This is a genomic window from Pseudomonas sp. M1 (assembly GCF_022760135.1).
In the GTDB taxonomy this organism is placed as follows: domain Bacteria; phylum Pseudomonadota; class Gammaproteobacteria; order Pseudomonadales; family Pseudomonadaceae; genus Pseudomonas; species Pseudomonas citronellolis.
This window is the reverse complement of the sequence record NZ_CP094343.1, coordinates 3896920-3909899: the sequence shown is the minus strand read 5'-3', so window position 1 is coordinate 3909899 and position 12980 is coordinate 3896920. Positions and strand designations below refer to the sequence as shown.

General features: G+C 71.3%; 7 protein-coding genes. All 7 read right to left on the bottom strand.

The annotated features are described in order from the left end of the window. Positions 1-38: 38 nt before the first annotated feature. The 7 genes from PM1_RS17265 to glgA all read right to left on the bottom strand — a co-directional run bounded on the left by PM1_RS17265 (position 39) and on the right by glgA (position 11990). Entirely contained in the window at positions 39-452 is a 414-nt protein-coding gene (locus tag PM1_RS17265; protein WP_009619830.1) for a CBS domain-containing protein, read from the bottom strand. A 1069-nt stretch (positions 453-1521) separates the two neighbouring features. After that, on the bottom strand, positions 1522-3660 hold the full coding sequence (gene glgX / locus PM1_RS17260; protein ID WP_009619831.1) for a glycogen debranching protein GlgX: 2139 nt from the start codon (positions 3658-3660) through the stop codon (positions 1522-1524). A 45-nt stretch (positions 3661-3705) separates the two neighbouring features. Further along, entirely contained in the window at positions 3706-3951 is a 246-nt protein-coding gene (locus PM1_RS17255) for a DUF2934 domain-containing protein (protein WP_009619832.1), read from the bottom strand. Next, complete coding sequence (treY, locus tag PM1_RS17250) at positions 3948-6698, bottom strand: malto-oligosyltrehalose synthase (protein ID WP_009619833.1); 2751 nt, start codon at positions 6696-6698, stop codon at positions 3948-3950. The genes PM1_RS17255 and treY overlap by 4 nt, the downstream gene beginning before the upstream one ends. Beyond that, a complete protein-coding gene (gene malQ, locus PM1_RS17245; RefSeq protein WP_024128383.1) occupies positions 6695-8731 on the bottom strand; it encodes a 4-alpha-glucanotransferase in 2037 nt (678 codons plus the stop codon). Before malQ ends, treY begins: the two co-directional genes overlap by 4 nt. Then, a complete protein-coding gene (gene treZ, locus PM1_RS17240; protein WP_009619835.1) occupies positions 8728-10461 on the bottom strand; it encodes a malto-oligosyltrehalose trehalohydrolase in 1734 nt (577 codons plus the stop codon). The genes malQ and treZ overlap by 4 nt, the downstream gene beginning before the upstream one ends. After that, the gene (gene glgA / locus PM1_RS17235) at positions 10458-11990 is read right to left on the bottom strand and encodes a glycogen synthase GlgA (protein ID WP_009619836.1); all 1533 of its coding nucleotides are present in this window, start codon (positions 11988-11990) and stop codon (positions 10458-10460) included. The genes treZ and glgA overlap by 4 nt, the downstream gene beginning before the upstream one ends. Positions 11991-12980: the final 990 nt, after the last annotated feature.

Below are 12980 nucleotides of genomic sequence, written 5' to 3'. Positions count from 1 at the left end.
CCGGCCACGGCCCGGGCGGCGCCGTGGCCAGGGGAAGCTCAGTGGGCCTGGGCCACGCCGCGCAGCACGGTGTCGCTGGCCTTGGCATCGCGGCAGGCGGCGATGTTGCCGAGGGAGACCACGCCCACCAGGCGCTTCTCGCGGCTGAGCACCGGCAGCCGGCGCATCTGGATCTGCGCCATGTTGCTGGCCACGTGCTGCACGTCCTCGTCCTCGAAGCAGTAGTGGATGTCGCCGCTCATCACCCGCGCCACCGGGGTATTCACGCCCAGGCCGGCGGCCACCGCGCGGATGACGATGTCGCGGTCGGTGACCATGCCCACCAGGCGGTCGCCGTCGTTGACCAGCAGCGCGCCGCTGTCGATCCGCGCCATGGCCGCGGCCGCCTGGTGCAGCGGGGTGTCGGGGGCGGTGGTCTGGACGTTGCGCGTCATGATTTCGCTGATTTTCATGCTGTCCTCCGTAGCGGTTGCGGTTGGGGCGCCTTCGCGGACGCCTATAGCTTCCGACTGGGCGGTGGGGGCACCGTTCAGGCGGATTTCATGGATTGTTTGGGGGCGGGGTGGAATGGGCGGATAACGCAGCGTCAGCCTGCGAGTCCAATCGCGGCGTGTCTTGCGAAGTGCTTTTCGTAGGATGGGTTGAGCTTGCGAAACCCATGCGGTCATGGTGATGGGTATCGCTTCGCTCAACCCATCCTACGGGTGTGTTTGCCGGGGAGGTAGGTGCCGGGGTCAAGAGCACCCTCACCCCAGCCCTCTCCCGGAGGGAGAGGGGGCCGTTCGGCGTGGCTGAATAATGCAGCGTCAGCCGGTGATCGTAGGGCGCATAACCGTTCGCGGTTATCCGCCGCCTGGCCTTGGCCATAGGGCGCGCCGGATCCGAACCCGAAGCTTCCGTTTCCGCGCGCTCCGGGCTGGACCAGGAGGCCAGTCGCAGGCGGCGTTCGCTCTACGAAGCCGTGGTGATGGGTATCGCTTCGCTCAACCCATCCTACGGGTGTGTTTGCCGGGGAGGTAGGTGCCGGGGTCAAGAGCACCCTCACCCCAGCCCTCTCCCGGAGGGAGAGGGGGCCGTTCGGCGTGGCTGGATAACGCAGCGTCAGCCGGTGATCGTAGGGCGCATAACCGTTCGCGGTTATCCGCCGCCTGGCCTTGGCCATAGGGCGCGCCGGATCCGAACCCGAAGCTTCCGTTTCCGCGCGCTCCGGGCTGGACCAGGAGGCCAATCGCAGACGGCGTTCGCTCTACGAAGCCGCGGTGATGGGTATCGCTTCGCTCAACCCATCCTACGGGTGTGTTTGCCGGAGGTAGGTGCCGGGGTCAAGAGCACCCTCACCCCAGCCCTCTCCCGGAGGGAGAGGGGGCCGTTCGGCGTGGCTGGATAACGCAGCGTCAGCCGGTGATCGTAGGGCGCATAACCGTTCGCGGTTATCCGCCGCCTGGCCTTGGCCATAGGGCGCGCCGGATCCGAACCCGAAGCTTCCGTTTCCGCGCGCTCCGGGCTGCCCTCGCGGCCCCTTCAGCCATCCCCATCCTTGCGCAACACGAACAACGCCAACGACCGCGGCCCCATCTCGAAGGCCGCATCGAACCCGTGCACCAGCCCGTCGTCCAGCGCCGGCGGATCGGCCATGGTGTCCAGCAGGCACTGCCAGTCGCGCCCCTGGGCCACGCCGGGTAGCTGGAACTGCAGCGCCTCATGGTGGGCATTGAGCAACAGCAGCAGGGTGGCATCGGCGCCGCTGCGGCGGATGCCGGTGGGCTGCGCGCGGCCGTCGAGGAGCATGCCCAGGCAGCGGGCCTGGGGCGTTTCCCAGTCCTCCTGGGTCATCTCGCGGCCGTCGGGGGCCAGCCAGGTCACGTCCTTCACCCCCAGCTCGGCGTTGTACTCGCCGACCAGGAAGCGCCCGCGGCGCAGGATCGGGTAGCGCCGCCGCAGGCGGATCAGGTAGCGGGTGAAGGCCAGCAGCTGGCGGCCCTCGTCGTCGAGGTTCCAGTCGATCCAGCCCAGTTCGTTGTCCTGGCAGTAGACGTTGTTGTTGCCCTGCTGGGTGCGGCTGAACTCATCGCCCGCCAGCAGCATGGGGGTGCCCTGGGACAGCAGCAGGGTGGCCATCAGGTTGCACATCTGCCGCAGGCGCAGCCGGCGGATCGCCGCATCGCCCGTGGGGCCTTCCTCGCCGTGGTTCCAGGAGCGGTTGTCGTCGTGGCCGTCGCGGTTGTCCTCGCCGTTGGCCTCGTTGTGCTTGTGGTCGTAGGACACCACGTCGCGCAGGGTGAAGCCGTCGTGGGCGGTGATGAAGTTGACCGAGGCGTAGGGCCGCCGGCCGCGGTGGTTGTACAGGTCGCCGGAGGCGGTGAGGCGCCGCGCCAGGTCCGGCAGCTGGCCCTCGTCGCCGCGCCAGTAGCTGCGCACGGTGTCGCGGAAGCGGTCGTTCCACTCCACCCAGCCGGGCGGGAAGCGGCCCACCTGGTAGCCGCCGGGGCCGCAGTCCCAGGGTTCGGCGATCAGCTTGCGGTGGCTGAGCACCGGATCCTGGCGGCAGGCCACCAGGAAGCTGTGGCGCTCGTCGAAGCCTTCGGCGTAGCGGCCGAGGATGGACGCCAGGTCGAAGCGGAAGCCGTCCACGCGCATTTCCGTGGCCCAGTAGCGCAGCGAGTCGGTGACCATCTGCAGCACGCAGGGGTGACTGAGGTCGAGGGTGTTGCCGGTGCCGGAGTCGTTGACGTAGTAGCGCCGGTCGTCGGCCTGCAGGCGGTAGTAGGAGACGTTGTCGATGCCGCGCATGCTCAGCGTCGGGCCCAGTTCGTTGCCCTCGGCGGTGTGGTTGTAGACCACGTCGAGGATCAGCTCGATGCCGGCGTCGTGCAGGTGCGCGACCATCTCCTTGAACTCGTTGACATGGCCGCTGGCCAGGTAGCGGGCGTGGGGCGCGAAGAAGGCGATGCTGTTGTAGCCCCAGTAGTTGCTCATGCCCTTTTCCAGCAGGTGCTTGTCGTCGACGAAGCCGTGCACCGGCAGCAGCTCCAGGCTGCTGATGCCCAGGTGGCGCAGGTGCTTGATCAGCTCGGCGTTCATCAGCCCGGCGCAGGTGCCGCGCAGGCGCTCGGGCACCGCCGGGTGGCGCATGCTGATGCCGCGCAGGTGCGCCTCGTAGATCAGCGTCTCGTCCCAGGGGATGCGGGTGAACTGCTGCTCGCCCCAGGTGAAGGCCGGGTCGATGACCTTGCACCTGGGCACGAAGGGCGCGCTGTCGCGGGTGTCGAAGCTCAGGTCGGCGTCGGCCGAGCCGATGGTGTAGCCGAACAGCGCCTCGGACCAGCGCAGCTGGCCCACCAGTTGGCGGGCGTAGGGGTCGATCAGCAGCTTGTTGGGGTTGAAGCGGTGCCCGGCGTCCGGTTCGAAGGGGCCGTGCACGCGGTAGCCGTAGATCTGCCCGGGGTGGGCGTCGGGCAGGTAGCCGTGCCAGATCTCGTCGCTGTACTCGGGCAGCTCGATGCGTTCCAGTTCGCGCTTGCCGCTGGCGTCGAACAGGCACAGTTCGACGCGGGTGGCATGGGCCGAGAACAGGGCGAAGTTGACGCCCAGGCCGTCCCAGGTGGCGCCCAGGGGGAAGGGGCGGCCCTCGGTGACTCGCGAGTGCGAGCGTTTGCTCATGGGGGTTTCCTCTGCTGGCCGGTGGTTCGGGGCGAGTGCATGGGATCAGCCCTCGTCAGGGCGCTCGGGATCGGCGGCGGGCAGCTTGCCCTTGCGCCGTGGCGGTTTCTGCAGCAGCGCCGGTTTCTCCGGCGGCTCGCCAGGAGGCTCGCGCTGGGCGAGCTGTGCCTGCTCGGCCTCGGCCAGGCTGCGGGCCATGCGCCAGTGGCGCTCGGCCTGGCCTTCGGGGCGGCCCTCGGATTCCCATATCTGGTGGGCCAGTTCGCGGACGCGCGCTTCGTCGATCTTCATGGGCTTGCCTCCTGGTGCTCGTCGACGCTGATCAGCAGGTTGACCGGCAGTTCGCCCAGCACTTCGGCCACCGCCAGTTCGCCGTGGTCGTCCCGATGGCCGGCGGCCAGGCCCTGCCATTGGCGGCCGGCCAGTTCGGCGGGCAGGCGCATTCGGGTGTCGTCCCAGCGTTCGGGCGGCACCTGCGGCCTGTCTTCCAGCAGGCCCGCGCACAGCCGCGGCACCAGCACCAGCAGGTGCCGGCCGGCCTGGCTGCGCAGGAAGCCGAAAAGGCAATCGGCGTGCTCGCCGTGCAGTTCGAGCGGCTGGTAGCTGCCGTGGCTGAACAGCTGCGGCCAGCGCCGGCGTAGTTGCAGGGCCAGGCGCAGCAGGGCCTGCTTGATGCGTCCGTCGCGCCAGTGCTGCAGCAGCTGCGGCCAGTCCGGCTGCGCCTGCAGGGCGGCCTGGCGCCGGGCGTAGTCCGGCGTGCGGCGGTTGTCCGGGTCCACCAGGCTGAAGTCCCAGAACTCGCAGCCCTGGTACAGGTCCGGCACGCCCGGGGTGGTGCAGCGCAGCAGGCACTGCGCCAGGCCGTTGAGGGCGCCGGCGGGCATCAGCGCCCGGGCCGCCGCGGCAATGGCCTGGCGCAGCGCCTGGCCGGCGGGTTGCAGGAGCAGGGCGTCGAGGAAGTCCGCGCAGGCCCTTTCATAGGCCTGCACCGGCGCACTCCAGTCGGTTTCCAGCTTGGCTTCGCGCAGGGCCTTGAGTTGCCATTGGGCGATGCGCGCGTGGTAGGCGCGCAGCCCCTCGGCGTCGTCTTCGGCCAGGTCGTGGGGCCAGCTGGCCAGCAGGCATTGGTAGAGGATCAGTTCGTCGCCGCCGCTGGGCGCGTGGGGCGTTTCGGGGTGGCGCAGGGCCGCGGCCAGGGGCCGCCACTGCGCCACCTGTTCGGCGAACCAGGGCGCGCGCTCGCTCAGCGCGGCCAGGCGGGCGCGGCAGTCCTCGCCGCGCTTGTGGTCGTGGGTGGCGGTGGCCAGCAGGGCGCGGGGGAACTGGGCCAGGCGCGCCTGGCAGGCGGCGTGGAAGTCCGCCGGCGGGGCCGCCAGGCGCTGCGGGTCGAAGCCCACGTCGTTGCGCCCCAGGGCTGCGGCGTGGCGGTAGCAGGCGGTGTCTTCCAGGGCCTTGGCGGCGATGGGCGGGGTCAGCTGCTGGAAGCGCGCCAGCACCTGCCGGCGCTTCTGCCGCAGCGGCCCGGGCGGCACCGCGCGCAGCGGCTCGCCGCCCAGCACCCGGTCGAGCCAGGCCAGGGTGCGGCGGTCGTGTTCGTCCAGCCGTTCGGCCGCCAGCGCGCGGGCCTGTTCGAAGTAGCGCCGGTCCTGCGCGGAGCGGCCGCAGGCGCCGGCGTAGCTGCGGTACACCGGAAAGGCCCGCAGCAGCTGGAACAGTGCGCGGCGGATGGAGCCCAGCGGCAGGTCGCGGCTGGCCAGGTCGGTGCGCGCCAGCTGCCAGAGCTGCTGGGCCATGCCTTCGAGGTCGCCGGCGAAGGCGCCGCGCAGCACCCATTCGCGGGCCGCCAGGCGCTCTTCGTCGAAGCCCTGGCGGCGGCCGCTGGCCTGCTCCCAGAGCGCGCGCAAGGGGATTTCGCCGCGCGGGTCGTGCTGCAGCAGCGACACCTGGTTCATGAAGTCGTAGCCGCTGGTGCCGTCCGCCTGCCAGTCCGCCGGCAGGTGTTCGCCGGGGGCGAGGATCTTTTCCACGTACAGCGGCGCGGCGCCGTCGCAAAAGGCGCGGCGCAGGCGCCGGCAGTAGCCGCGCGGGTCGGCCAGGCCGTCGACGTGGTCGATGCGCAGGCCATCCACCAGGCCTTCCTGCATCAGTTGCAGGAGGTAGGCGTGGCAGGCGCCGAACACGTCCGGCAGCTCCACGCGCAGGCCGACCAGTTCGTTGATGTCGAAGAAGCGCCGCCAGTTGATGTCGTCGGCCGCCACCCGCCAGTTGGCCAGGCGGTAGTGCTGGTGTTCCAGCAGGCGGTGCAGGGGGCGCCAGTCCCGGCCTTCGTTCACCCGGTAGAAGCCCAGCAGGCGTTCGCGCAGGGCCGCATCGCCCAGCAGCGCGGCCAGGCGCCGACACAGGGCGGTGGCCAGGACGCGGGCCTGGGGGTGGCCGCGCAGCTCGGTGAAGCGCGGCGCCAATTCGTACAGCGGGCCCTCTTCGGCGTGCACCAGGATCATGCCGTAGGTGGCCGGGCACACCGGGAAGCAGTGCTCGCCATAGTGCAGCTGGAAGCAGCCGGCGTGCTCGGCGAAGCCCAGGCGGATGCGCCCGGCCTGCAACTCGTCGAGGTAGTCGCCGCCCAGGCAGGGCAGCAGCACCTGGCGATCGAGCAGCGGGTCGTCGCTGCGCCAGTGGATGTCGAAGAAGTGCGCGTAGGGGCTGGCCAGGCCCCACTTGAGCACGTCCTGCCACCAGGGGTTGGCCTGGCCGATGCGCATGTGGTTGGCCACGCTGTCGACGATCAGCCCCATGCCGCGCAGGCGCAGGCCGCCGACCAGCCGGCGCAGGGCCGCCTCGCCGCCCAGCTCGGGGTTGATGCGGGTGGGGTCGACCACGTCGTAGCCGTGGCCGGAGCCGGGCTGGGCGGTGAGCAGCGGCGAGGCGTAGAGGTGGCTGATGCCCAGCTCGGCGAAGTAGTCCAGCCAGGGCAGGGCGTCGTCCAGGGTGAAGTCGCGGTTGAACTGCAGGCGCAGGGTGGCGCGGATGGCGTTCATCGCTCGCCCTCCCGGCGCGCCTGGTCCAGCCGCTGCAGGCGTGTGTCCACCGCGGGGATGTCGAGCATCTGCCCGGCCTGCGCCGGGTAGCGCCGGCGCCAGTTCGGGTGCTCGTCGCCGGGGCCGGGCAGGTTGGGCTGCTCGACGCTGCCCAGGGCGTCCTCAAGGGGCAGCAGCACCAGTGGCGCCGGGGTGCGGCCGACGAACTCGATGGCGCCATCCAGCGCTTCGCGACCGATGCCGTCCTCGTCCAGCGCCCGGGCCAGGCCCTGGACCTCGCGCTGGCGTTCCTCGCGGTCCTGCCGGGCCTGCTCCCCGCTGCGCTGGCCCAGGCGTTCGCGCCAGTCGATGTCGTGGCCCTGGCGCCAGCCTTCGAGGCTCGGCAGGTCGTGGGTGCTGGTGGTGGCCAGGGCCTCGGCGGACCACTGCCGCGGGGCGTGGAAGTGGCCGCCGGCCTGTTCGAAGAGCAGCACCCGCATGCCCAGGATGCCGTGTTCGGCGAGGCGCTCGCGCAGGCCCTCGGGGATGGTGCCGAGGTCTTCGCCGACGATCAGCGCCCGCGCCTGCCAGGCTTCCAGGCAGATGAGCCGGAGCAGGTCGTCCAGCGGGTATTCCAGGTAGGCGCCGGCCTGCGGCGGCGCGCCCTCGGGGATCACCCAGAGGCGGCGCAGCCCCAGCACGTGGTCGATGCGCAGGCCGCCGGGGTAGCGCAGGTTGGCCCGCAGCATCTCGATGAAGGCGCGGTAGCCGTGCAGGCGCAGGCCGTGGGGCGAGAAGGCGCAGATGCCCCAGTTCTGCCCGGCGCGGTTGAGCACGTCGGGCGGGGCGCCGACGCTGACCCCGGCCAGCAGTTCGTCCTGGCGCATCCAGGCCTGGCTGCCGCGCGGGTCGGCGCCCACCGCCAGGTCGGCGATCAGGCCGATGCCCATGCCGGCGTCGCGCGCGGCCCGCTGGGTGTATTGCAGGCTGCGCGCCAGCAGCCACTGGCAGAACTGCTGGAAGTCGATTTCCTCCGGCTGTTCGAGCAGGAACCGGCGCACGCCCTCGGCCTCCGGGCGGCCATAGGCCGCCGGCCAGTGGCGCCAGTCCAGGCCGTCGCCGGCTTCGTCGCGCCGGCGTTGCAGGGCCTGGAAACAGCAGTGCTGCAGCAGGGCCTCGCCGCCGTCGCGGCGGAAGCGCTGGAAGTCGCGGCGCAGGCCGGCGTCGGCCCGGGCGAAGCTGGCGTGCAGCTGGCGCAGCAGGCGTTCGCGGGCCCGGGCGCTGCCTGGCCAGTCCACCAGGGGCAGGCTTTCCAGTTCGTGCAGTTCCCCGGCGAGCCCGGCCTCGGCGATGGCCCGGTCCACCGCGGCCTGGCCGAACACCTGGCGCGGCGCGGCGTGCAGTTCGTTGAAGAACAGCCGGCTGGACGGCGAGTAGGGGCTGTAGGCCTGGCGGGCGGCGGCGAACATGGCGTGCAGCGGGCTGATGGCCAGGGCGTCGGCGCCCTTGGCGGCGGCGCTGCGGGCCAGGGCCTCCAGCGCGGCGAGGTCGCCCAGGCCGCCGTCGCCGGGCTCGCGCAGGGCGTACAGCTGCGCCGCCAGGCCCCAGGCGCGCCGGCGCCCGCCGCACAGTTCCGGCACCTGGGGGCAGCGCGGCGGGGCGACGGCCAGAGTCAGTTCGCGCTCGGCCAGTTGCAGGCGGTAGTAGCCGCATTGCGCCAGCGGGGGCAGGGCGGTGGCTTCGTCCAGGCGTCCTTCGATGTCTTCGCCGCGCTCGGGGATCAGCCGGAAGGCCTCGTTGGGCCTGGCCAGGCGATCCAACCGCAGCGGCCGGCCCTGGTCGAGGGTCAGCAGCGACGGCGGCGCGGCGCGCTCCTGGCGCACCAGGGCGAGGCTCTGGCGCAGCTGTTCGGGGCTCTGCGCCGGCAGCCCCAGGGCCTCCAGCACCTGGCGCAACACGTCGGGGCCGGCCTGCTGCGGGCGGTTGTCGGCGTCCACCCAGTCGGGCTTCAGGCCCACTTCGCCGGCCAGGTCGCGCAGCAGCGCATCGCTCATGGGCTTTCCTCCAGGCTCAGGGCCAGGCTGCCGGGGGCGAGCCGGCCGGCGCGGTAGTCGGCGACTTCCTGGCCTTCGCAGAAGAGGATCTGCGCCTGCGCCGCCGGCGCTTCGACGAAGACTTGCTCGCCGCCCAGGTTGAGTTCGATGCGCCACAGGCTGCCATCGCCCAGGCGCCAGCGCGCGCTGACCGCCGCCTCGCCCAGGGGCACCGCGCCCAGCGCGCGGGTGCCGCCCAGGCGCGGGATGAGCCAGGCGTGGCGCAGCTCCAGCAGGCGCCGGTAGTGGGCGCGCCAGTTGCCGTCGGCGTGCTCCGGGCGCGGCCGCGAGGCGACGAAGGTCTCGTAGTCGTTGGGCTCGGGGATGGCGCCGGAGAAGCGGCCGAAGGCGGCGAACTCCTGGCGCCGCCCGTCGCTGACCGCCTTGGCCAGCTCGCCCTGGTAGTCGGTGAAGTACAGGAAGGGGTTGCGCTCGCCCCATTCCTCGCCCATGAACAGCATCGGCACCATGGGCGCCAGCAGCACCAGGGCCACCGCCACGCGCAGGCGCTCGGGGCGGCTCAGGGCGACCAGGCGTTCGCCCAGGGCACGGTTGCCGACCTGGTCGTGGTTCTGCAGGAAGGCCACGAAGGCCAGCGGCGAGAGGTCCGCGCTGGGCTCGCCGCGCGCCCGCCCGCGATGGTCGCGCTGGCCCTGGAAGACGAAGCCTTCGCCCAGGCAGGCGCACAGCTTGGCGGTGGTGGCCTCGGCGTAGTCGGCGTAGTAGCCCTCGCGCTCGCCGGTCAGCAGGTGGTGCAGCACGTGGTGCAGGTCGTCGTTCCACTGGGCGTCGAAGCCCTTGCGCAGCAGGCTCGCCTGGTTGTCCTCGTTCTCCAGCACCAGATGCAGGTGGCGGCCCTGGGCGGCGGCGCGGGCGCGCCCGGCCAGCTCGACCAGGAAATCCTTGTCGGCGATGGCGTGCACGGCGTCCAGGCGCAGGCCGTCGACGCGGTAGTCGCGCACCCACATCTCGGCATTGCCGATGAAGAACTCACGCACCGCCGGGCGGGCGAAGTCGATGGCGTGGCCCCAGGGCGTGGGCTGCTCGCCGAAGAAGCCCGAGGCGTACTCACCCAGGTAGTTGCCCTGGGGGCCGAAGTGGTTGTAGACCACGTCGACGAAGACCATCAGGCCCAGCAGGTGGGCCTGGTCGATCAGCCGCTTGAGGTTTTCCGGCGTGCCGTAGGCCGCGGCCGGGGCGTAGGGCAGCACGCCGTCGTAGCCCCAGTTGCGGCGCCCGGGGAAGGCGCCCAGCGGCATCAGCTCGATGGCGGTGACGCCCAGCTCGACCAGGCCCGGGAGGAAGTCGAGCAGGGCGGTGAAGCCGTCGAACAGGCCCACGTGCAGTTCGTAGAGCACCGTCTCGTGCCAGGGCCGGCCGCGCCACTCGCGGCTCTGCCAGGCGTAGGCGGTGTGGTCCAGCACCAGGCTGTCGGCTTCCACGCCGCCGGCCTGGGCCCGCGAGGCGGGGTCGGCCAGCGACAGGCGCTCGTCGATGCAGAAGCGGTAGGCGCTGCCGGCCGCGCAGGGGATTTCCAGGCTGTACCAGCCGTCGTCCAGGGCCTGCATGGGCAAGCGGCTGCCGTCGCCCAGTTGCAGGTCCACCCGGCGCGCGTCCGGCGCCCAGAGGGCGAAGCGCGTCAGCCCGTCGGGCTGCGGCAGGGCGCCGGCGCGGGGCAGTTGGCGGCTCATCGGCGCACGCTCGCGGGCAGCTCCGCGAGCAGGTCGCGGTACAGCCGGGTGTAGGGACGGGCCGCCTCGCTCCAGTACGGCGGGGCCTCCATGGCCTTGCAGCGCATGGCGTTGAGCAGCTCGGGGTAGCGGTAGATGTTCAGCGCGCGCTGCACCGCCTCGAAGTAGCTGTCCGCGTCGCCCTCGCGGAACAGCAGGCCGGTGACGCCGTCGACGATGGTGTCGGCCAGGCCGCCGGTGCAGCGGGCGATGGGCAGCGAGCCGAAGCGCTGGGCGTACATCTGGCTCAGCCCGCAGGGTTCGTAGCGCGAGGGCATCAGCAGGAAGTCGCTGGCGGCGTAGATACGCCGCGCCTGGGTTTCGTCGAAGCCGATACGCACGCCCACGCGGCCGGGGTAGCGCTCGGCCAATTGGGCCATGGCCTGTTCCAGCGGCGGCTCGCCGCGGCCGATCGCCACCAGGCGGCCGCCGGCCTCGATCATGCGGTCGGCGATGGCCAGGGTCAGGTCGATGCCTTTCTGCTGCACCAGGCGCGAGACCACAGCGAACAGCGGGCCGCGCCCGGGCAGCAGGCCGAAGCTGCGCTCGACGTACTCGGCGTTGCGCCGCTTGCCCTGCAGGTGGCGGGCGTCGAAGCGTGCGACGAGGTGCGGGTCGCTGCGCGCGTCCCAGCTGGCGTCGATGCCGTGGGTGATGCCGCTGAGGCGGCCCTCGCGGTGGCGCTGGGCGAGCACGCCCTGCAGGCCGCAGCCGAAGGTTTCGCCGGTGATCTCGCGGGCGTAGGTCTCGCTGACGGTGGTGATGTGGCTGGCATGGTTGAGGCCGGCCTTGAGGAACGACAGCCGGCCGTAGAATTCCATGCTCTCCGGCAGCCCGGCGTGCTCGGGCAGGCCCAGTTCGGCGCAGCAGCCCAGCGGGCAGGCGCCCTGGTAGCCAAGGTTGTGGATGGTCAGCAGGCTGGGCGTGGCCTGGCCGCGCCAGGCCATGTAGGCCGGAGCCAGGGCGCTGGGCCAGTCGTTGACGTGGAGCAGCTCAGGGCACCAGCCGGGGGTGGCCAGCCCTGCGGCCAGGTCGGCGGCGGCCAGGCTCAGGCGGGCGAAGCGGATGTGGTTGTCCGGCCATTCGTTGCCGGCGTCGTCGCCGTAGGGGGTGCCCTCGCGGTCGTAGAGTTCGGGGCAGATCACCACGTAGACGCGCAGGCCGTCGTCCAGCTGCAGTTCGCCGATGTCGCAGGGCGGCAGCGCGGCCAGCCCCGGCAGGTGGCCGACCACCTTGCAGGCCACCGCGCCCTTGAGCACCTGGCGGTAGCCGGGCACCAGCACGCGGATGTCGTGCTCGGCCAGCAGCGCCCGCGGCAGGGCCGCGGAAACGTCGCCCAGGCCGCCGGCCTTGACGAAGTCGGTGAGTTCCGATGTGACGAAGAGGATCCGCCTGCGGCGCCTGGGCGCGACTTCCGCCGTGAGGGAAAACGGTGGCAGCTCGGGTGGGCAGGGGTCTTCCAGGCGCGCATCGGCCAGCAGGTTTTGCATCTTCCGCTTCCTCTTTGCAGTGGGCCGGGCAGTCCTGCCGGCCGCATGGGGTGGTCGCCTTCGCGGGCGGCCTCTTCCGGGGGACCGGAACGCACGGCGCGAAGTTTCGATTTTCTGCCGGGGCAGGCCGGCGGGGCATGGGGATCGCCATTCTTTCGGTCTATCTATTGCGCAAGAGCGGAAAGCAGGCTCCGTACCAGGCGGTGCGCTTGTGGTAGGCCGTTGATTCGAAAGGGTAAAGCGAGGGTTTGATGGCGTTGTGATGCGGGCGTGTTGCACGACCCAGGTGGAGGTGCCGCGCATTTTGCAGGGGTGGTGGGGAGGGGCATTCTGAGTGGCTTGTGGTCCGTGGGAGCCGGTTGCTTCGACCTGGGTGTTCTGCGCCGCACCGAGTCTGCCCGACCGTCTTGTTTCGCCCCCTCGGGCGAGTCCCTTTTGTCAAACGCCACAAAAGGAACCAAAAAGGCTTGCCCCGACATACGGGCCCGATGGAGCCGGGCTACCCTCGCGAATTCCCCCGCCACGGAGGCCCGCCCCGAGGGTACGTCCCTGTAGCCCATCGGGGCTCTCGCGACATCCATGTCGCATGACCTCCTGAGCGCGGGTTTCGCTCGGCCTGCTGAAGGGGCGTTTCGGAGTGCGCGGAGGTTTCTCTGGAAGTCCGAATCGCGGACAAGATCCGCGGTTCCAGGAAGCACGGGCGTAGGAGCGGACCTTGTCCGCGATTGGATTCACCGGCCACGCCGGACACCCCGGTGGCACGAATGGCCCCCTCTCCCGCTTGCGGGAGAGGGCTGGGGAGAGGGTGCTCTTGATCCCCGGCACCTACCTCCCCGGCAAACACACCCGTAGGATGGGTTGAGCGAAGCGATACCCATCACCATGACCGCATGGGTTTCGCAAGCTCAACCCATCCTACGAAAAGCACCTCGGCGCGGCCTGCAAGACATCTGGCGTATCTGCGCTTCGCGGTCCTGGTCCATCGTCCTG